Annotated in this window: 20 protein-coding genes and 3 tRNA genes; 11 read left to right on the top strand and 12 right to left on the bottom strand. The window is 63.5% G+C overall.

Annotated features, from left to right (window positions below):
• Nucleotide 1: 1 nt before the first annotated feature.
• Nucleotides 2–616 carry a heme-binding beta-barrel domain-containing protein gene (locus tag IEY43_RS12665; protein ID WP_188948947.1) on the bottom strand — a complete coding sequence of 205 codons (615 nt, stop codon included), beginning with the start codon at nt 614–616 and terminating at the stop codon, nt 2–4.
• A gap of 268 nt (nt 617–884) precedes the next feature.
• Nucleotides 885–1,625 (bottom strand): hypothetical protein, encoded by a 741-nt coding sequence (locus tag IEY43_RS12670; RefSeq protein WP_188948948.1) that lies wholly within the window; start codon nt 1,623–1,625, stop codon nt 885–887.
• 127 nt (nt 1,626–1,752) lie between these two features.
• On the opposite strand from IEY43_RS12670, the gene IEY43_RS12675 reads away from it, so the two are divergent.
• From IEY43_RS12675 to asd, 9 genes are all read left to right on the top strand, one after another.
• Nucleotides 1,753–2,421, top strand: a complete 669-nt coding sequence (locus IEY43_RS12675; protein WP_188948949.1) for a response regulator transcription factor — start codon at nt 1,753–1,755, stop codon at nt 2,419–2,421.
• A 50-nt stretch (nt 2,422–2,471) separates the two neighbouring features.
• Nucleotides 2,472–3,428, top strand: coding sequence for a mycothiol synthase (mshD, locus tag IEY43_RS12680; RefSeq protein ID WP_188948950.1), 957 nt, complete (start codon nt 2,472–2,474; stop codon nt 3,426–3,428).
• Between the two features lie 85 nt (nt 3,429–3,513).
• Nucleotides 3,514–5,730: an RNA degradosome polyphosphate kinase gene (locus IEY43_RS12685; protein ID WP_188948951.1), complete on the top strand. Its 2,217-nt coding sequence runs from the start codon at nt 3,514–3,516 to the stop codon at nt 5,728–5,730.
• Entirely contained in the window at nt 5,730–6,737 is a 1,008-nt protein-coding gene (locus tag IEY43_RS12690) for an NUDIX hydrolase (protein ID WP_229777387.1), read from the top strand. The genes IEY43_RS12685 and IEY43_RS12690 overlap by 1 nt, the downstream gene beginning before the upstream one ends.
• A 155-nt stretch (nt 6,738–6,892) precedes the next feature.
• Complete coding sequence (locus IEY43_RS12695; RefSeq protein WP_188948952.1) at nt 6,893–7,222, top strand: GNAT family N-acetyltransferase; 330 nt, start codon at nt 6,893–6,895, stop codon at nt 7,220–7,222.
• Between the two features lie 76 nt (nt 7,223–7,298).
• Nucleotides 7,299–8,102 (top strand): thymidylate synthase, encoded by an 804-nt coding sequence (locus IEY43_RS12700; RefSeq protein ID WP_188948953.1) that lies wholly within the window; start codon nt 7,299–7,301, stop codon nt 8,100–8,102.
• A complete protein-coding gene (locus IEY43_RS12705) occupies nt 8,099–8,674 on the top strand; it encodes a dihydrofolate reductase (RefSeq protein ID WP_281065249.1) in 576 nt (191 codons plus the stop codon). Before IEY43_RS12700 ends, IEY43_RS12705 begins: the two co-directional genes overlap by 4 nt.
• Nucleotides 8,675–8,683: 9 nt before the next feature.
• On the top strand, nt 8,684–8,911 hold the full coding sequence (locus tag IEY43_RS12710; protein ID WP_188948954.1) for an NF038396 family protein: 228 nt from the start codon (nt 8,684–8,686) through the stop codon (nt 8,909–8,911).
• A gap of 112 nt (nt 8,912–9,023) precedes the next feature.
• Nucleotides 9,024–10,142, top strand: a complete 1,119-nt coding sequence (gene asd, locus IEY43_RS12715) for an aspartate-semialdehyde dehydrogenase (protein ID WP_188948955.1) — start codon at nt 9,024–9,026, stop codon at nt 10,140–10,142.
• 85 nt (nt 10,143–10,227) lie between these two features.
• Here asd and IEY43_RS12720 read toward each other — a convergent pair whose 3' ends face one another.
• The 7 genes from IEY43_RS12720 to IEY43_RS12750 form a co-directional block, all read right to left on the bottom strand.
• The gene (locus IEY43_RS12720) at nt 10,228–11,289 is read right to left on the bottom strand and encodes a UDP-N-acetylmuramate dehydrogenase (RefSeq protein WP_188948956.1); all 1,062 of its coding nucleotides are present in this window, start codon (nt 11,287–11,289) and stop codon (nt 10,228–10,230) included.
• Nucleotides 11,290–11,340: 51 nt separating this feature from the next.
• Nucleotides 11,341–12,573: an MFS transporter gene (locus IEY43_RS12725; RefSeq protein ID WP_229777389.1), complete on the bottom strand. Its 1,233-nt coding sequence runs from the start codon at nt 12,571–12,573 to the stop codon at nt 11,341–11,343.
• On the bottom strand, nt 12,549–12,989 hold the full coding sequence (locus IEY43_RS12730) for a MaoC family dehydratase (RefSeq protein ID WP_188948957.1): 441 nt from the start codon (nt 12,987–12,989) through the stop codon (nt 12,549–12,551). Before IEY43_RS12730 ends, IEY43_RS12725 begins: the two co-directional genes overlap by 25 nt.
• A gap of 2 nt (nt 12,990–12,991) precedes the next feature.
• A complete protein-coding gene (locus IEY43_RS12735; RefSeq protein WP_188948958.1) occupies nt 12,992–13,438 on the bottom strand; it encodes an FAS1-like dehydratase domain-containing protein in 447 nt (148 codons plus the stop codon).
• A gap of 104 nt (nt 13,439–13,542) precedes the next feature.
• Complete coding sequence (locus tag IEY43_RS12740) at nt 13,543–13,818, bottom strand: hypothetical protein (RefSeq protein ID WP_188948959.1); 276 nt, start codon at nt 13,816–13,818, stop codon at nt 13,543–13,545.
• A gap of 143 nt (nt 13,819–13,961) precedes the next feature.
• Nucleotides 13,962–14,246, bottom strand: a complete 285-nt coding sequence (locus tag IEY43_RS12745; protein ID WP_188948960.1) for a hypothetical protein — start codon at nt 14,244–14,246, stop codon at nt 13,962–13,964.
• Between the two features lie 584 nt (nt 14,247–14,830).
• Nucleotides 14,831–15,772 carry a DUF2797 domain-containing protein gene (locus IEY43_RS12750; protein WP_188948961.1) on the bottom strand — a complete coding sequence of 314 codons (942 nt, stop codon included), beginning with the start codon at nt 15,770–15,772 and terminating at the stop codon, nt 14,831–14,833.
• Between the two features lie 361 nt (nt 15,773–16,133).
• Between IEY43_RS12750 and IEY43_RS12755 the strand changes: the two genes are divergently transcribed.
• Complete coding sequence (locus IEY43_RS12755; RefSeq protein ID WP_188948987.1) at nt 16,134–16,892, top strand: GTP pyrophosphokinase; 759 nt, start codon at nt 16,134–16,136, stop codon at nt 16,890–16,892.
• Between the two features lie 125 nt (nt 16,893–17,017).
• On the opposite strand, the gene IEY43_RS12760 is transcribed toward IEY43_RS12755, so the two are convergent.
• Both IEY43_RS12760 and IEY43_RS12765 read right to left on the bottom strand, forming a co-directional pair.
• Nucleotides 17,018–17,091 (bottom strand) — tRNA-Met (locus IEY43_RS12760).
• 47 nt (nt 17,092–17,138) lie between these two features.
• Nucleotides 17,139–17,210: transfer RNA gene (locus IEY43_RS12765), tRNA-Thr, on the bottom strand.
• A gap of 515 nt (nt 17,211–17,725) precedes the next feature.
• Here IEY43_RS12765 and IEY43_RS12770 point away from each other — a divergent pair.
• Nucleotides 17,726–17,797, top strand: a tRNA-Thr gene (locus IEY43_RS12770).
• A gap of 638 nt (nt 17,798–18,435) precedes the next feature.
• Here IEY43_RS12770 and IEY43_RS12775 read toward each other — a convergent pair.
• The gene (locus IEY43_RS12775) at nt 18,436–20,325 is read right to left on the bottom strand and encodes a DEAD/DEAH box helicase (protein ID WP_188948962.1); all 1,890 of its coding nucleotides are present in this window, start codon (nt 20,323–20,325) and stop codon (nt 18,436–18,438) included.
• Nucleotides 20,326–20,496 lie beyond the last annotated feature (171 nt).

Here is a 20,496-nt window from a genome sequence, read left to right on the forward strand (position 1 = left end):
GCTACTTCGTTGCTTCGTTGGCGGCAACACGCTGCAATGCGGCTGACGCGTGGGCTTTAAGTTCGAGATTCCCCTGCGACACGTCCCAACGCCAGAACAGCTCGCCGTTGACCAGCCCGTAGATACGGGTCGAGGAAGCGTATTGCTTGGCGTTTTTGCTGCGCAGCAGCCCTTCGGTGGCCAGCTGGACGCGCGGACCGTCGATGAGGCCGTAGTACAGCTCCGAGATGCCGCCGGGCTGGACGATGTGCGCCTGGATCTTGAATCCGTCCTTGGTGTGCAGCTTCTGCACGTCGTCCGCCGAACGCAGGACAGGGAACACGTCGCCCGGAATCATGCCGGGTCCGGCGTCGGCTTCGAGCTGCTCGCGGTCCAGGGACCAGAATCCGGTCTCTGCGGTCAGCACGCGCAGCTTGTTGCCTTCGGCGTCGGTGAGCCAGGATTCGCTGCGGTATTCGAGGTAGGGGCCGCCGATGTCACGGAAGGTGACCCGCTGCCAGAAGTATTCGTCCTCGGCTTCGCCTTCTCCAAGGCGTCCCATGCCTTCCCAGGTTCCAATGAGCCAGGCCAAAGGCACGAGTTCCGGGGTGAGATCAGTCGGTAGCTCAAAGGCCATGGACTACTCGCTCCTTAGTCGTTGGTGAAATAAAACAGCGCACACTCTATTGTGTGCGCTGTTTACTACTTCTGGCCCTGGAAGAGACGCTTGACGACCAGTCCGGCAAACGCTGCCATTCCCAGTCCGGCGATGACTACGAGAGCCTGGAAGAAAATTTCGAGTGCAAGAAAATTATCATTCATGGCTTCATCTTAGCGCGAGCTTTCGGTGAACCGCGACATGCATGACGCGGCCCCGGTTTCGGCGCCGCCAGCGGTGCAATCCGCTAGCTGAAGACCATCAAGTCCACGGCATACCAGCTCGCGGCGCCGCTGATCAGGACGATGCCGCTGGCCAATCCCAGTACACCGGTCAGGTTCCGGACGCTGCGGGTGGACAGCGCCAAGGCGCGCAGGGCGCTGACCAGGATTCCTGCCAGCAACCCCAGGACCACCCCTTCGACGACATGCAGCCCCAGCGGCAGCGCCGTGGCGATCGCGCCGAGGACCAGGGAAACCAGCGGAGCCAGGAACATGGTGATGCGGTTGGGAAGCCGCGTCATCGCCACGAGGCCGGAGCCGGCCAGCCCGATGACGGTGACCAAGGTCAGCGCGAACCCGTAGTTGACGGTTCCGGCGGCGGCCCAAGCCGAACCCAGCACCGCCATGACCACGCCGGTGATGCCGCTGACCGTGCCGGCCATGCGGCCCTCGGCGTCGGCCCCGCGCAGCACTTGGCTGATGAAGACCAGCAGGACGCCGACCGCGATGACTTCAACGCCATGGGACATCGGCGACACGCCGGGCATGAACAGCACCGCCGCAGTCGAAGCCAAGGAGCAAACGGACAGGATGACCGTCAACGGCCACGGTGCTTCGGCACGGATCAGCCGAGGCCAGGCATAAGCGAAAACGAGCTGCAAAATGACCGCAACAGCACCCATCGCCCAATCGACGGATTGGATGCTGGCCGCCCCCATGAGCAGGGCCGAAGCCAGCAGGCCGCTTATTAATACCTTGATCCTCAAACCAGAATTCCTGACGGTAATTTATGCGCACTTGTGACTTCACATGCGAGCTTGGACTATTCCATTCTCTATACTTTGACACGTAAAAACGATTTTCTCGCATCTATCTGGCAGGAGGAAGACCGCTGTGGCGAACCTGCTGCTCCTGACGAACAACGGACAGTCCCAAGCTGAAGTGCTTCCGGCGCTCGAATTACTACTGCATCAGATCCAGTGCCTACCGGCGCAAACGCAGTCCCTAAGCCAGATTTCCGAATGCGACGCGGTCATCCTCGATGCCCGCACCGAGCTGGTGGCGGCCCGTGCACTGGCACAGGTCATCCATTCAACGTTGAAGCTCCCGCTGCTGCTGGTAGCCAGTGAAGGCGCACTGAGCATCCTGAACTCCGAGTGGCATGCGGCAGACTTCATCCTGCCCACTGCGGTTCCCGCCGAGCTGGAGGCCCGCATCCGGCTGATCCTCTCCTCCGCTCCGGAGCCTGCCGCTCCGGCGGAAGCACCGCAGAACCGTTCCGGGCTGCGCATCGACGAGCTGAGCTACACCGCCAAAATCGACCAGCGGATCCTGGATCTCACCTACAAGGAATTCGAACTGCTCAAGTACCTCTCGCAGTTCCCCGGCCGGGTGTTTACCCGCGAACAGCTGCTGCACGAGGTCTGGGGCTACGACTACTACGGCGGCACCCGCACCGTGGACGTCCACGTTCGGCGCCTGCGTGCGAAACTGGGCACCGACCACGAACAATTAATCGGCACCGTGCGAAACGTGGGCTACCGGTTCCACAACGAGGCCTAACATGACGGGGGCTCTGGCGGGCCCGGTCATCGAACGGATAACCTGAGAGCATGAACGAGCTGCCCCAGAAAACTGTGTCCATCCAGAAGGTCCTCGGCGAGCTGGAACAGAGTTCGCTGGCCGAGGTCCGTGATCTCGCCGCCGCCGCCCTGCAATACGACGGCAATCCGCCCTTGAGCGACCAGACGCTGGTTGCGCTGGGCGCGGAAGAATCCGGCGAAAACGTCATCACGCTGCTGGCCTACTCGGGTGAAGGAACCGAGGCCCAGCTCAGCGGCGTCATCGTCGCAATCGACGACCCTGCATCCCGGCGCTGGGTCGTCGAGCTGGTGGTGCACCCCCAGTTCCGCAACCACGGCATCGGCCGCCAGCTCCTGCAGGCCCTTGGCGAACAGCTGGATCTGAGCCAGATCCTGACCTGGGCGCACGGCGACCACGAAGCGGCCCGCAAGCTGGCCGAGTCGATCGGCCTGTCGCGCAACCGCGAGCTGTACCGGATGCGGCGCGAAGGCACCGATTCCCTGGAAGAGACCCCGCTGCAGCGCGGCCTGACACTGCGCAGCTTCCGGGTCGGCGAGGACGAGTCTGACTGGCTTGAGGCCAACACCAAGTCCTTCGCGCAGCATCCGGAGCAGGGTTCGCTGACCCTCACCGATCTTGATGCCCGCATGAACGAGAACTGGTTCGACCCGCATGGCTTCTTCCTGGCCTTCGATCCGGACGACCGGCTCGTCGCCTACCACTGGACCAAGATCCACCCTGCCGGCGTCGACGAAATCCGCCCGATGGGCGAGGTCTACGTGGTCGGGGTGGTCCCCGAGGCGCAGGGCCTGGGACTGGGCCGCGCGCTGACCACGGTCGGCATCAACTATCTCCTGGAACAGGGCGTCGGGTCGGTGCTGCTGTACGTGGACGCCGAGAACGAGGCCGCGGTGAAGCTCTACCGGTCGCTCGGCTTCACGCTGTGGTCCGCAGACATCATGTACGGCCCCGAACAGATAGACTAATAACGCATGGCAACCCGGGATTTCCCCATGTTGCCGGCTAACGGTGAAGATGGCCTCCACCTGCAGGAAGAAGTGAGTTCAGCAGATGACAACCACCCCTAAACAGCCCCCGGCACAGCTGAGGGATGTCCCTTCCTCCAAGGTCAATGAAGACCGCATCGAACCGGCAGGACTCCTGCCCGACCTCCATCCGGAAGGGGGTTTCGAAAACGAGAGATTCCTCGACCGGGAACTGAGCTGGCTGCACTTCAATGCGCGCGTGCTGGAACTGGCCGAGGACGCGGACCTGCCGCTGCTCGAACGCGTCAATTTCCTTTCGATCTTCGCTTCCAACCTGGACGAGTTCTTCATGGTGCGTGTCGCTGGCCTGAAGCGCCGCATCGTCACCGGCCTCGCCGTGCCGGCCGCCAACGGCATGAACCCGGTGGACCAGCTCGAGCTGCTGCTGAATTCGGCCCACGAGCTGCAGACCCGCCATGCCAGGGTCTACTCGGATTCCGTCTCCCCCGACCTGGCCGCCCACGGCATCCGCATCACCGGCTGGGACGAGCTGTCCGCCTCCGAGCAGAACATGCTCTCCGAGTGGTTCGTGGCACAGGTCTTCCCGATCCTCACCCCGCTGGCGGTGGATCCCGCCCACCCGTTCCCGTATATCTCGGGCCTGTCGCTGAACCTGGCCGTGGTGGTGCGCAACCCGCTGACCGGCAAGGAGCTGTTCGCCCGCCTCAAGGTGCCGGACACCATCGACCGCCTGATCAGCATCGACGGGCCGCGCGCCGCGCACTCCTCGCACCGCGCCGCACGCTTCATCGCGCTGGAGGATCTGATCGCGGTGCACCTGGAACAGCTGTTCCCGGGCATGGAAATCGTGGAGCACCACTTCTTCCGCGTCACCCGCAACGAGGACCTGGAAGTCGAGGAAGACGACGCCGAAAACCTGCTGCAGGCCCTGGAAAAGGAGCTGCTGCGCCGCCGCTTCGGCCCACCGGTCCGCCTGGAAGTGGTTCACGACATCAACCCGCAGATCATGGACCTGCTCTCCCGCGAGTTGGGCGTGGATGAGGACGAGGTCTTCAAGCTGCCCGCCCCGCTGGACCTGCGCGGCCTGGGCGTCATCGCCTCGCTGGACCGCACCGAGCTGCACTACCCCAAGCACATGGGGCATACCTCGCGGTTCCTGAACGAGTCGGAAACCGCGAAGGCCGCCAACGTGTTCGCCGCGGTGCGCCGCCGCGACATCCTGCTGCACCACCCGTACGATTCCTTCTCGACCTCGGTCCAGGCCTTCCTGGAACAGGCCGCGGCGGATCCGAAGGTCATGGCCATCAAGCAGACCCTGTACCGCACCTCCGGCGACTCGCCGATCGTCGACGCCCTGATCGACGCGGCCGAAGCAGGCAAGCAGGTGCTGGCGCTGGTGGAGATCAAGGCCCGCTTCGACGAGCAGGCGAACATCTCCTGGGCGCGCAAGCTGGAGCAGGCCGGCGTGCACGTGGTGTACGGCATCGTGGGCCTGAAGACCCACTCCAAGCTCTCGCTGGTGGTACGCCGCGAGGGCGACAAGCTGCGCCGCTACTGCCACATCGGTACCGGCAACTACCACCCGCGCACCGCCCGCTACTACGAGGACTTCGGGTTGCTGACCTGCAACGAGGAGGTGGGAGAGGACGTCACGAAGCTGTTCAACCAGCTCTCGGGCTACGCCCCGCGCTCCACCTACAAGCGTCTGCTGGTCGCCCCGCGCTCGGTGCGCACCGGGCTGCTGGCGCACATCGAGCAGGAAGTGCGCAACGCCCAGGCCGGGATCGACGCCAAGGTGGTCATCAAGGTCAATTCGATCGTCGACGAAGCGATCATCGACGCGCTCTACCGCGCCAGCCAGGCCGGGGTGAAGGTCGATGTGATCGTTCGCGGCATCTGCGCCCTGCGCCCGGGCGTCCCGGGGCTGAGCGAAAACATCCGGGTCCGCTCGATCCTCGGCCGCTTCCTGGAGCACAGCCGCGTCTTCACCTTCGCCAATGCCGGGGACCCCATCGTGTACATCGGCTCGGCGGACATGATGCACCGCAACCTGGACCGCCGCGTGGAGGCGCTGGTCGCCCTGGGGCAGCAGGAAGACATCGATGAGATGATCTCCCTGCTGGAACGCTACATGGACGACGGGACCTCCTCCTGGCACCTGCACTCGGACGGCAAGTGGGACCGGCACTTCAAGGACGAGGACGGCAACCCGCTCTCCGATGTCCAGTTCTGGCTGATCCAGGACCACGCCCAGCGACGAAATAGCGGGCGAAACAGCTAGTGACCGAATCGAATGTCCACCGCGCCCTCGACCGGGTGCTGGAACTGCATCGTTCATCCGATGCCGAGGAAATCCGTCTGGGCCATTTCGACATCATCGCCGCGGGGGCCATCCCGTGGCGGCTGGAGCACGGGAAGCTGCGCGTGCTGGTGATCCACCGGCCGAAGTACGACGACTGGTCCTGGCCCAAGGGCAAGCTGGATGACGGCGAAGCCATTGCCGAATGCGCGGTGCGCGAAGTCCGCGAGGAGATCGGGCTGCGGATCACGCTCGGCCTGCCGCTGGCTGCCACCGCGTACTCCGTCAAGCAACGGACCAAGGTCGTCTACTACTGGGCCGCCGCCGCGGGCAGCGAGGCGGAGGTCATCCCGGACGGTTCGGAATGCGACGAGGTCCGCTGGGTCTCTGCCAAGCAGGCCATGGGCATGCTGAGCAATCCTTCGGATGCCGCACCGTTATTGGACCTGATCGCCGCCCACAAGGACGGCCATCTGGAAGCCAAGCCGTTCATCCTGGTCCGCCATGCCAAGGCCAAGCCGCGCAGCAAGTGGACCCGGGCCGAAGGCGACCGCCCACTGGCGGCCACCGGACGGCGCCAGGCCCAGACGGTCTCGCGATTGCTGGAGGCCTGGGGGCCGGGGCATGTTGCCTCCTCCCCGTGGATGCGCTGCGTGCAGACCGTAGCGCCGTACGTCACGGTGAACCAGCTCAAGCTCAGCACCGTGCGGGCGGTGACCGAACATGCTGCCCAGCGGCACCCGAAGCGGGCTGCGAAGGCGGTCCAGAAGCTCCTGGACAAGAACCGCTCCCAGGTGCTGTGCACGCACCGCCCGGTGCTTCCCACGGTGCTGAAAGTTCTCAAGGACAACACCTCGGCGAAGATCGCAGAAGTGCTCCCCGCCAAGGACCCGTACCTCGATCCCGGAGGAGTGATCGTGGCGCACCAGATTCCCGGTGCGACTCCGCGGATCATCTCGCTGGAAATCCACACCCCGTATCACGACTGACCGCTCCGCGTGCATCGCTGCGGCGAGGTCGGCGGACGGGCATCCCCGGTGCATGACGCCGCGAGGGTGCCCTCCGTTGCATCTGCGTACAAATGCGACTATGACTGTTAATAAGAATCCTCAGTGACTCTCGTCACCCAGAGAAAGGCCAAGCCATGAGTGCAAATCAGCCCCAACAACCGGTTGAGAAGATCGTGCATCAGGGTCTGCGCCTGGACCATGACGAAGACCGCGGTCGCTTCTCGCTGTGGCACGGGTCGACCTACATCGGCTTCATCGGCTACCACCGCGAGGACGATGTAGTCACCATCCAGCACACCATCGTCAACGAGGAGTTCGGACGCCGCGGCTATGCCCGGGCGCTGGTGACCTTGGTGCTCGACCGGCTGGCCAACGAGGGTGCCAAGATCGTTCCCGAGTGCAGCTACGTGCAGGACTACCTGCGCCGCTACCCGGAATACCAGGACATGGTCGTCAAGGGCTGAACCCCCACCACGCCGGTGCCAGTGGCCTGTGCCACGCGACCGCCGGCGCCGTTCATCGGTGGACTAAACTGATGGGGTGAGCATCCCTACCCCATACGAAGACCTGCTTCGCGACGTTCTGGAGAACGGCGCCGCCAAGGAAGACCGCACCGGAACCGGTACGCTGTCCGTCTTCGGACGCCAGATCCGTTTCGACCTTGCCGATTCCTTCCCGCTGATCACCACCAAGCGCGTGCATTTCCGCTCGGTCGCCGCCGAATTGCTGTGGTTCCTGCGCGGCGAATCCAACGTGAAGTGGCTTCAGGACCAGGGCGTGCGCATCTGGAATGAATGGGCTGACGAGGACGGCGAACTGGGGCCGGTCTACGGCGTCCAGTGGCGTTCATGGCCCACACCCGAGGGCGGGCATATCGACCAGATCTCCCAGCTGGTCGACTCGCTGCGCAGCAACCCGGATTCCCGCCGCCATATCGTCTCGGCGTGGAATGTCGCCGAAATCCAGAACATGGCGCTGCCTCCCTGCCACGTCTTCTTCCAGTTCTACGTGGCAGAAGGGAAACTGTCCTGCCAGCTGTACCAGCGCAGCGCAGACATGTTCCTCGGCGTGCCGTTCAACATCGCGTCCTACGCGTTGCTAACCCGGATGCTGGCTCAGCAGCTGGATCTGGAGCCGGGCGAGTTCATCTGGACCGGCGGCGACGTACACATCTACACCAACCATCTGGAACAGGTGCGCGAACAGCTCTCCCGCGAGCCGTACCCGTACCCGACGCTCGACTTCGCCTCGAAGCCCGGATCCGTCTTCGATTACACGCTGGAAGACTTCGTGATCAACGACTACAAGCACCACCCGACCATCAAGGGAACCGTCGCCGTATGACGTCTGAACCGCGCCACACCGCCGACCTCACGCCGCTGCTTGGCGCCATCTGGGCCCAGGCGGACAACGCTGTCATCGGCAATCGGGGAACCATGCCATGGCATGTCCCGGAAGACCTCGCCCATTTCAAGCGGATCACTGCCGGGCACCCCGTCATCATGGGGCGCGCCACCTGGGATTCGTTCCCGCCCAAGTTCCGTCCGCTGCCCGGACGCAGCAACATCGTACTGACCACCCGGGACGAGTCCCACCAGGCGTTGCGTGCTGCCGGCGCGCTGCCGGTCTCGGACCTCGAAGAGGCCTTGGCCCTGGCCAGGACCTGCGAGGGCAGTCAGGAAATCTGGATCATCGGCGGAGGCAAGGTCTACGCCCAGTCGTTGGAATTGCTGGATGTGGCGGTGATAACCAAGCTCGACCTGCAGGTCGAGGGAGATACCAGCGCACCCGAGCTTTCTGCCGATTTCACTCTGGGGCTCAGCGACCCGGGACTCGACGGACCGGAGAACCACTGGCACGAGTCCACCACCGGCACCCGCTACCGTTTTGAAACCTGGATCCGCGAAAAGGACTAGTAACATCCCATGAAAAAATACCTCGCTGATCTCAAACAGCATTCGGACGCCCTGTTCATCCTCGGTTACATGCTTTTCCCGCTGCTCGCACTGGTTGTCGCGGTGCTCGGGTTCTTCATGGTGCTCGGCGGACACAAGATCTTCGGTGTGGTCCTGCTCTTCGTGCCGACCCAGATTTTCATCTTCGCAGCGTTCTGGGCCATCAAGAACCGCAAGCTGCTGCTTGAGGAAAAGTAGAACTTTCGCTGCCGCAGAATCACACCCGGCCCTTCTGGGGCTTGGGTGTGATTCTGCTTTAAGAGCTGTAACGAACCGGGATAATAACGTAATTCACCCCTACCATTGATGTATGACTTCATCTGTTGGTTTTGTAGGTTACCGCGGCATGGTAGGTTCCGTGCTCATGCAGCGCATGCTCGACGAGGGCGACTTTGCGCAGATCGACCCGGTCTTCTTCTCGACGTCGAACGCCGGCGGCCAGGCCCCCGCATTCGCCGAGGGTGCAGGCCCGTTGCAGGACGCCTTTGACATCCAGACCCTGGCCAAGCTGCCGATTATCGTGACTGCCCAGGGCGGCGACTACACTACCAAGGTCCATACCGAGCTGCGCAAGGCCGGCTGGGACGGCCTGTGGATCGACGCCGCATCAAGCCTGCGCATGAACGACGACTCGGTGATTGTGCTGGACCCGATCAACCGCAATGTCATCGACCAGTCGCTGGTCGCCGGCGTCAAGGACTTCGTGGGCGGCAACTGCACCGTCTCCTGCATGCTCATGGGCTTGGGCGGGCTGTTCAAGAACAACCTGGTCGAGTGGGGCACCTCCATGACCTACCAGGCGGCCTCGGGCGGCGGCGCCCGCCACATGCGCGAGCTGCTCACCCAGTTCGGGGACATCAACGCCTCGGTCGAAGGCGAGCTCGCCGATCCGGCCAGCGCGATCCTGGACATCGACCGCAAGGTGCTTGAAACCCAGCGCGGCGGCCTGGACGCCTCGCAGTTCGGCGTGCCGCTGGGCGGTTCGCTGATCCCGTGGATCGATTCGGACCTGGGCAACGGCCAGTCCCGCGAGGAGTGGAAGGCCGGCGCGGAGACGAACAAGATTCTGCAGACCTCCGGCAGCCGCCACATCGCCATGGACGGACTGTGCGTGCGCATCGGCGCCATGCGCTCGCACTCGCAGGCGCTGACCCTGAAGCTGAAGGAAGACCTGCCGGTCTCCGAGATCGAGTCGCTGCTGGCCGAGGACAACGAGTGGGCCAAGGTCGTGCCGAATGAGAAGGAAGCGACCATGGAGCAGCTGACTCCGGTCGCGGCCTCCGGCACCCTGGATATCCCGGTGGGCCGCATCCGCAAACTGGAGATGGGTCCGGAGTACATTTCCGCCTTCACCGTGGGCGACCAGCTGCTCTGGGGCGCTGCGGAGCCGCTGCGCCGCATGCTGGCCATCGCGCAGGGCCGCCTGTAGCGGTTCCGGAAGATTCAAAGCCTGGGGGCGAACAGTTTGTTGAACTGTTCGCCCCCACGCTTTTGTTCGTGCAGCGGCTTGCCGCCTAGAGCTGCACGCCGATCAGCAGCGGCTCATTGACCAGCGTGATGCCGAAGCGCTCGGCAACCCCGGCGCGCACTGCGCGGGCGATGGCCAAGATGTCCGCCGCGGTGGCGGTGCCCCGGTTCGTGATGGCCAAGGTGTGCTTGGTGGACAGCGAAGCCCGTCCCCCGGCAAGGTGGAACCCGTCGGTCCCCTCCAGGCCGTAGCCCTTGCCGAAACCCGCCTGGTCGATCAGCCAGGCGGCCGACAGCTTGACCATGCCGCCCTGCTCGACCGGGTAGTTCGGAGCGTTCTGCGGCAGCCGTGCCAGCGTTTCCGCCTCGACAATCGGGTTGGTGAAGAAGGAGCCCGTTGAATGCGAGTCCGTGTCCTGCGGGTCGTAGACCATACCCTTGGACCGGCGCAGCTCCAGAACCGTCTGCCGGACCAGCGCCGCATCGGCGTTCTGGCCGGCCTCGACGCCCAGACGGCGGGCCAGCTCCGCATAGCGGATCGGCGCCGACTCGTTGCTCTGCTGAAGCAGGAACGCGGCTTCCAGCACCACATAGCGGGGAGAGCCGTGGGTGCTGGTGCGCTTGATCAGCGAATCCCGGTAGGCGAACGCCAGGTCCTCCTTCGACAGCTGCAGGATCTCCTGCGCGCTGCGGTCCCAGACGCGGGCCCAGGCCAGGGTCTGGGAGACGTCCGCCCCATAGGCTCCGACGTTCTGCACCGGAGTGGCCCCGGCACAGCCGGGGATCCCGGAGAGGGCTTCGAGTCCACTCAGGCCTTCGGCCAGCGAGTACTCGACCGTCGCGTCCCAGTTCTCGCCGGCCGCGGCACGCAACAGCGCCAGCCCTCCGCCTTGTTCCTCGGCAACCAGGCCGCTCGTGGCGATACGGATGGCGGTGCCCGGGTATCCCTCGTCCGAGATGACCAGGTTCGAGCCGCCGCCGATGAACAGGATGTCCTCGCCGGCGTTGTCCGCGGCGGTGATCGCCGCAATCAGCTCGGCTTCGGTGGAAGCGGTCACGGTGCGGGCGGCCTCGCCGCCGACGGCCGTGGTGGTCATGTTCTTCAGCATTGGACTACTAACTTTCGATTTGTCTCTGGAGTTTCAGTGATCCTGGCGGATCTAGCCGGCCGTCTCGGGCTCGCGCGGATAGCCTGCGGCATTCTTGGCCAGCAGGAATGCCACGACAACCAGGATCGAGATGCAACCGAGGGCCGGCAGCAGACCGATAAACCCTGCCAGCAGGCCCAGCAGCGGCGGGCCGCCCAGGAACGCCGCGTAGCCGATGGTGGAGACCACTGCCACGCGGGCTGCAGCGTGTTCCGGATCATCCGATGCGGCGCTCATGGCCAGCGGGAAGGTCAGGGCCACGCCCATGCCCCACACGGCCAGTGCGACGAAGGCCAGCGGCAGGTTCCCGCCGAACGCGAAGATCAGCAGGCCCACCAACGCGGCAATGGCGCTGGCGCGGATCATCCAGACCCGGCCCATGCGCAGGATGAGGTCCCCTGCCAGCAGCCGGGTCAGCGTCATGGCGGTCACGAAGGTCGCATAGCCCAGCGCCCCGGTGGCCTCGGTCGTCCCGTAGCCGTCGGCGAGGGCCAAGGCCACCCAGTCCCCGGCCGCGCCTTCGGCGAGCGCCATGCCCAGCACCAGCACACCCAGCAGGACCGTTTGCGGTTCCTTCCAGGTGGACAGCAGCGAATGCCCCTTGGACTTCGAATCCTTGGAGGTCCGGCTCCTGTCCTCTCCGTAGAAGCGGGTCGAGTACAGCACCATGGCGATGATCAGGATCCCCATGAATCCGTAGTGCAACGGCAGCGGCAGCGCGACCGCTGCGGCACCAGCCCCGATTCCCGCGCCGAGGACGGTGCCCACGGAGAAGAACCCGTGCAGGGCCGGCATGATGCTGCGTCCCAGCGCGCGTTCCATGGCCGCGCCCTGGATGTTGGAGGCGACGTTCCACGAGGCGGCGCCAAGCCCCTGGCAGAAGAGCACCGTCGCGGTCAGGATGCTCGAATGCAGCAACCCCGAAGTGGAGCCGACGCCCATGAGCGCGAGGCCTGAAATCAGTGCGCCGTAGCGCATGACGTTGGTGGCCCCGAAACGCATGACCAGGTGCCCGGCCAGGGACACCGACAGGAAGGATCCTGCGCTCATCCCGAGCAGCAGCAGCCCGACCTGCGAGTGGTCCAGTCCCAGCTCGTCGCGCAGGGCCGGAAGCCTGGAGACCAAGGTGGCCAGCAGCAGGCCGCTGGCCATGTAGGCGGCCATCAGCGCGTTGCGCCAATGCCTGACCTCGACCGGCACGTCGGCGGCGGTTTGCTGGTTCAGAGCTGCACCACGGCCTGGCACTTGAGCAGTACCTTGGTTCCGTTGGCGGAGACTGTCAGGTCCACGCGTGCGGTGCGGGCTTCGGCGTCCAGCGCACCGATCTTGCCCTCGACCTCGATGGTGGTTCCTTCGAAGTCCGAGGGGTTGGTCCCCTCGGGATCCTCGACGACAACAGGCTTGGTGAAGCGGGTCTGGTAGTCGATGACCGCGCCCGGGTTGCCGACCCAGGTGGAGACGAGGTCGATGACCGCACCCATGGTGAACATGCCATGGGCGATCACCGAGGGCAGTTCAACTTCCTTGGCGAAACGCTCGTTCCAGTGGATCGGGTTGAAATCCCCGGAAGCACCGGCGTAGCGCACCAGGTCGGCGCGGTTGACCTTGACGGTATGGGTGCCGAGAACCTGTCCCTTTTCAAGGGTGTCGAAAACGATCATGATTAGTCCTCAGCTCGAACCAGTAGCGATGAAACAGTGGTGGCGATCTTTTCCCCGCCGACGGTAGTGATCTCGGCGCGGGTGGTGATCATCGCGCCGGCTCCCATTTCGCGGATCTGGTCGACGTACAGCTCGGCCAGCAGCTCGTCGCCGGCGACGATGGGACGGTGGTGGGTGAAGCGCTGGTCGGCGTGCACCACGCGGGAGAAGTCGATCCCCGAGGCAGGGTCTGCGATCAGCTGGGCGTCGGCGCGCTGTGCGACGATGATGGCGAAGGTCGGCGGGGCCACCACGTCGCTGAAGCCTAGCTTGCGCGCGGATTCGACATCGTAGTGGGCCGGCGAGGTGGCCTTGGTGGCTGCGGCGAATTCTCGGATCTTCTCTCGTCCTACCTGGTAGGACTCGCCGGCAGGGTAGATGCGCCCCACCAGATCAGGGTTGATGCCCATTAGTTCTCCTGAACTTTGTGACTGTGTATTGATTGCTGTCCGCGCAAGGCCCAGCCGCTCGGGGCTACAGACCCTGCGGAACGCAAAACCGTTGGGGTACGGAGCTAATTGCCGCCGTTGTCCTTGTTCTTCTTGGCTCGCGGAACGGCCAGCCCGTTGACGATTCGCCAGTTGCGGACATCCTTGGCTCGAACCACGAGACCGGCCACATGGCAGAGCATGCCGATGACCAGCAGCCCGATGGCCATGTAGGCCAATGGCCGGTTGTGGCTGACCGATGCGATGATTGTCAGGACGATGCCCAGACCGATGGTTCCGATCGCGATCAAGACGATCTTCTTGTAGTGCTGGGAGGCCGCCTCCCAAGGCGTATTGGTCATACCCACCAGTCTAGTTCAGGGCCGGGAGGGACCGCGGACGGTACGAGGGTATTTCTGCTGACACCCCGGAACCGCCGGTTCATTCAGGGATATCCGGCAAGCTCGTCGGCAGGACGCATCGGCGGGCCGGACGCCCGCGACGCTTAGGCGAAGATGTATGGCAGCGCTCGCAGGGTGCTGAAGACCCCGAAGATCGCCACCGCGTAACCGAGGGCCAGGGCCAGGATGGCTGCTTTCGCTCCCTGTTCTTTCCTCGCCTTGATCTGGTTCAGCGCCACATGGCCGGCACCTACCGCGAAGACGGCAAGGCCGGTGCCGCCAAGGAAGATCAGGGCCGCGATTTCGGCAATGGCAAGGCAGAGGGCGATGATTGACAAGCGGTTCACCCGCGGGCTTACGGCGTTCTCCGTGCTGTCGAGTTGCTCCATGGTTCCTCCTTCAACTCAAAAATCTATCCGGATACCAGCTAGGTGCTCCGAGGTGATGGCGCCGGCCAGCGAGAGTGGACTGCCCAGTATGCGGCGGCAGCGCTCCGTCGACAGCTGCAATTCAGGATCCTGTTGCCGGTAGAACCAGTAGTTCACGGCTTGCTGAGGATCAGCATTCCGCAGACGACTTGGCATTTCTTCCCGTCACCTATTCACCGAGTCTAGGTGACGTCGGTACAAGGGGCGCCCATGCCATCGGATCGTTTCTTCGCGCTGCGTTCGTTGCTCTGACGCGCCGGCCGGCGCTAGCCTCCACGGATGGCAGTGCCCACGCAGGGCGAAGCGAACTCGCCGTCCCCGGTATTAGTGGTCGAAAACCCTGCCCGCTTCCTCGAACACGAATGGCCTCGCGGCGAGGCCGAGCACGTTCGCATGTTCGAGGCGTTGGGCAGGCAACGCACGCAGCGGCCCAGAGAAGATTCCGGGGAGAGGTTCGGGGACTTCCCTGCTGTGAAATTTCCTTCGGGGGCCGCAGTGGATGCTAGTTGCAGCCGTGGCGCTTTCTTCCCCGTAGGCTCGATCGTTTAGAACAAGGCTGATTGTTCTTCGTGGAAGTCCCCGCGTTCATCGGCTACGTCCAATTCATGGGTTTTGAGTTCCGCTGCGTCGATGAGCCTCAGGGTTGTCGCTGGGCCGCTGTCGACCATGATGGTTTGCCCGAGAACTCCGCGCACCCTGATGTTGAACTGGTTGTCGGCGATCTCCTGATCCCACGGATGCAGCGAATGCGCATCCCATGCCTCAACCACCCGTTGCGCATACTCGGGCTGTTCCCATTGCTCGTCCCGAAGCTCGATGCCGTAGGTCTCCAGGCCGCGTTGCGCGGACAGGAAGCTGCGGGCTTCCGCCGCCGCTGCATCGTTGATTTCATCGAGGCTGGCCAAATTCAGTTCCCAGCTGGTCAGCCCCTTGACCTTTGACTTCTGCCGCACCTGCTGGCCCAGTCCCACGTGTTCGGTGATGAGATCTTCAAGCACGCGGATGGCCGCACCGTCCGCCGCACCGGCAATGTAGCGGGCGACTACGGCCCCCTGCTGGGCAAGACGGCTCCATTTGCTCTGGGTTGAGGTGGTGCCGACCTTCGTGGCTCCGTGGGCGAAGCTTGCCACGTACAGGAAGTGCGGCTGCTCCAGGTACTTGCGCATCCCCGCCGGCGCTTCACCGGTCGTATGGAAATGGTGCATGAATTTGGAGTGGTCCAGGCGCCGGCATCGGTCGCACTGGCTTCCGGTCCGCACGGCTTTGTTCTTGGGGCAGGGGAAGTTGTTGCGGCTTCCATCGGGGTTCATGGTGATATAGCCCAGACAGAATTTCAGGTCGCTGACCTGCAGGCGCAGGGTGCGGTTCACCGACAGCGACTCATGGCTCCACTGTGAATCACGGCGCAGGCTCAGGCTCGGCGCCGGCTCGTAGTGGGAAAAACTAATCCCGTGGCAGAGCTGTCGTGATTCGCTGGGGAATTCCATGGAGGCCTTTCAAGAGAAGAGTCGCATTCAAGCCTAGGCCAGTGCCAACCGGTTCGGAGAACGTAGCCCACCAGAACGGCCGCCGCCCTCGCGGAACATTGCCGACCCGAGCGGGGTTGCCATTCTCACGGCCCTGGCCAGGATTTCTTACCAGCTACGTATCGGCCGCCGTGTAAACCGATGGCTTTCGGGCGGCGCTCCAGGGGTTCTGGCCATTTTCTTAGGAGCGCGTTCTACGCTGGAGGTACATACAGGCGCGCGCTCCCGGCTTCGCGACAGTGATTATTCAGAGGTGATCGAGATTCCAACTCAAAGCTCAGACCGGCCGTCCCCGTCCCCGGTGGCACTGCCTACCGCAGCGATGAACAACCCTGAACTCCAGAACATGGCACGCACGTTCCATCACCAGTTCCAGCGTTTCATGATGGAGCACCAGTTTGCGGTCGATGAAATCCTTACCAAGGTGTCGATCCTCCGCGAGGAATTCCTGTACCTGCACAAGTACAACCCGATCGAGCATGTCACGTCCAGGGTCAAGTCCCCGGAAAGCATCATGAGAAAGGTTGCCCAGCGGCACATCACTCCAACGTTCGAGGCTATTCGCGAAAACATCAGCGACATCGCCGGCGTTCGCATTACCTGCAGCTTCGTGAAAGACATCTACAAGGTGCTCAACACGCTGACCTCGCAAAGCGATCTGGAAGTCATCCAGATCAAGGACTACCTCAAGAATCCAAAACCCAACGGATACAAGAGCCTGCATGCCATCGTGAAGGTCCCTGTTTTCCTGTCCGAGGGGCCGGTAGACATCACCGTGGAAATCCAGATCAGAACGATCGCGCAGGACTTCTGGGCGACGCTCGAGCACAAGATCTTCTACAAGTACGAGGGCGCGGTGCCTGAGCATCTCGTCGAAGAGCTTGCTGAAGCTGCACGGGTCGCTGAGAGCCTCGACATGAAAATGCAAAGGCTGCACACGGAAGTCCACGGTCACGACGTCAACAGCACCGAGTCGGAAAACGAACGCGGTTTCGATGATTCCGTGCTGCAGGAACTGCTGATGATCGCACAGCAGGGAGCGACGGCGGAACAACCCGAGTCCCAGAAGAAACGCAACTGACCCGGGTATGCGCGGATCGGTCTCGAACCGGCCCGCGCGTATCCCGCTCCCCGGCCTGCGGCAGGATCCACCCGGGATTTTTCCTCTTAACGAGAAAAGCCCCGGATGAACCGGGGCCATTCTTGTAGCGGCGCCGGGACTCGATCCCGGGACCTCACGATTATGAGTCGTGCGCTCTAACCAGCTGAGCTACGCCGCCACAAGTGAGAAGCTTTCCAGTAGAAGCCAAGATCGCTTCTCACTCAGAGCCCCCTGCCGGAATCGATCCGGCGACCTCGTTCTTACCAAGAACGCGCTCTACCACTGAGCTAAGGGGGCAACGAGTAAATACTCTACACGGGTTTCCGTGGAAACAAAAATCGTCAACTACCCCCGGAAATGCCACGCAAAATCACACATCACCCCAAGTCAGATAATGTTTTATGTTTGCCGCGGGGCATCAGGGAACGATGCCCGGGACAAAAACACCCACAGTGACGATGCTCACTGCCGTTTCGGGGTCCAGGAATTGACAAGCCATTGGCGCACAGTCATTAAATGACGACCCGATCCGCTGGCTAATGCCCGAGCTATCGAAGATATTTGCGGGCCCCCATTCACAATTCACCGCGATTAACCCAGGCGCCACGCATGCGGACGCGGCCCCGGCAATTCCGCTTCTCCGGGCGATTCCCACGCCGGCAAGAATTCTGGCGCCATGGATCCACCCACCCCCGATCCCCCATGCGACTACCGCTGTCATTGTCGACCTGAGTAGGAGCGATGTGACCTCAGCTACAAATTGCTGCAGAATTTTGCAATCACTCAAAAGCTGTGTAAAGTTATTACTCGTTGCCCCCTTAGCTCAGTGGTAGAGCGCGTTCTTGGTAAGAACGAGGTCGCCGGATCGATTCCGGCAGGGGGCTCGAAATAGGAGAGGCAATCTGAATTCAGATTGCCTCTCTTTTAGTTTCCCTGCGCCATTTCCTGCTCCATTGCTTGCGGGATTCTTTGCCGTTTTTCAGGCCTCGCCCGGGAACAATCAAGGTCCTGTAATCCCTAGCCGCTCCATGCCACTAGTCATCGGTTTTGCAGCCGTTGGACCGCATTCCAACCGGCCACTTGCCTCTGCTCTCCACCCGGCAGGCGTCCTTCTTCCCCACGTGCTGTTCCCCGGAGGCGTTCCAGGCATCGGCCGGCGGACCCGGCGAGCAGAGGCTGCCGCCGGGAGCATTCCGATGCCCCCGTACATGCATGCTTGCCCGCAGACCCGAGCAGGGCTGTGGACCGAGCTTCCACCCGCCAGAGCCCGTGAGAGGCCTTCGCAGCGCCCAAGACGGCACGATCCCGACCCCGCCCGTCCTTGGCGCCTGCAGATCAAGCGCTGTGCGGCCGCAGAAGAGCGGTCTTCCCTGTCAATGCGCGCCTGCTGTCCGCTGTCGTGCACCGCCGGGTTCTGTGGACACCGTTGCTAAGCAGGTGCAGGGAAAACGAGAACCCCCGGAAAGGACCAAGTGGTCCTTTCCGGGGGTTCCCAGTTCACGCTGGCTAAGCCGCTGGAGGCTTAGTAGTCGCGGCGACGAGCCGAATCGCTGAAGCGATCCTTGCTGCGTCCGCCGAAGCGCTTTTCTCCGCCACCGCGGCGGTCATCGCCACGGAAGCCGCCCGAGCGCTTGCGGTCGTTGAAGCCGCCGCCTCGTCCGCCGCGGTAGCCGCCACGATCCGAATCGTCGTCGCCGTGCTGCTTGCGGCCGGAGTCCAGCTCCAGGTTGATCGGCTCTCCGCCGATGCGGGTGTTGGACAGCGCACGCCACTGGTCCTTGCTCAGCTCGGCTGGCAGCTCGACCAGGGTGTGGTCCGAACGGATCTCGATGCCGCCGATTTCCGAGGAGTTGAAGCCGCCCTCGTTGGCCAGTGCGCCAACGATGGAGCCCGGCTGCACGCGGTTGCGGCGGCCGACAGCCAGACGGTACATGGCGTTGCCTTCGGCAGCGGTCTTGCCACGGCGAGGGCCGCGCTCTCCGCGATCGCCACGGTCTGCACGGTCGCGCTCAAGACGGGCCTTCTTGGCAGGTGGGATAACCGGTTCGGTCATCAGCAGCGGACGACCGCCCTGGGCCATGAGGGCCAGAGCTGCAGCGATTTCCAGGTGGTCCAGGTCCTCGTGCTGCGAGGCAAACTGCTCCACGATTTCGCGGAAGGTGCCCAGGTCCTGACCGGTGATGGTGGCATCGATGCGGTCGGTGAACTTCTGGATGCGGCGGTTGTTCACCGAATCCAGGGAAGGCAGCTGCATCTGGGTCACCGACTGGCGGGTGGCCTTCTCGATGGCGCGCAGCAGGTACTTCTCACGCGGGGTCATGAAGAGGATCGCGTCACCCGTGCGGCCTGCACGGCCGGTACGGCCAATGCGGTGCACGTAGGACTCGGTGTCGTGCGGGATGTCGAAGTTCACGACGTGCGAGATGCGCTCGACGTCCAGGCCGCGAGCGGCGACGTCGGTGGCGACCAGGATGTCGATCTTGCCCGAGCGCAGGTTCTCGACGGTGCGCTCACGCTGCTGCTGCGGGATGTCGCCGTTGATGGCTGCAGCGGTGAAGCCGCGGGCCTTCAGCTTGTCGGCGAGGTCCTCGGTGGCCATCTTGGTGCGCACGAAGGCGATGACGCCGTCAAATGGCTCGGATTCGAGGATGCGGGTCATGGCGTCCAGCTTGTGTGCGCCCATCACCTGCAGGTAGCGCTGGGTGATGTTGGCGCCGGTGGTCTGCTTGGACTTCACGGCGACTTCCTGCGGGTTGCGCAGGTACTCGGAAGCGATGCGGCGGATGGTGCGCGGCATGGTGGCCGAGAACAGGGCAACCTGCTTGTCCGCCGGGGTGGCTTCCAAGATCTTGTCGACCTCTTCGGCGAAGCCCATGCGCAGCATTTCGTCGGCCTCGTCCAGCACCATGTACTGCAGGTTGGACAGGTCCAGGGAACCCTTGTTGATGTGGTCGATCACGCGACCCGGGGTGCCAACGACAACCTGTGCGCCGCGGCGCAGGCCAGCCAGCTGAGGGCCGTATGGCGAGCCGCCGTAGACCGGCAGCACGGTGAAATCAGGAAGGTACTTGGCGTAGGAGGTGAAAGCCTCGGCAACCTGCAGCGCAAGCTCGCGGGTCGGTGCCAGCACCAGGATCTGCGGGGTGCGGGCCGGACCGTTCAGGTCGGCCAGCTCTGCCATGCGGGACAGGGCAGGCAGTGCGAACGCGGCGGTCTTGCCGGTACCGGTCTGGGCCAGGCCGACAACGTCGCGGCCCTCGATCAGCAGTGGGATGGTGGCGGCCTGGATCGGCGACGGCTTTTCGTAGCCCAGGTCGGCCAGTGCTGCAAGCACGCGGGCATCAAGACCAAGTTCGCTGAAGGTAACCGTTGGTTCCTCGGTGGTCTGGGCGTCGGCAGTGTTTACGGGCATGTCAGAAGACAAGAAGAATTACCTCAATCGTTAGGGGAAAGGCCTAGCCGTCCCCATAAGAAACGACGCCAGGCTGCACAGTCAGAAAACAAGTCACGCTCATCAAGCGCTCCCCTATGACATAAAGACCCGCACACACTTTGCGGAGATACAACACGAGAAGGCTCTAAC

This window comes from Glutamicibacter protophormiae, assembly GCF_014647495.1.
GTDB classification, from domain to species: domain Bacteria; phylum Actinomycetota; class Actinomycetes; order Actinomycetales; family Micrococcaceae; genus Glutamicibacter; species Glutamicibacter protophormiae.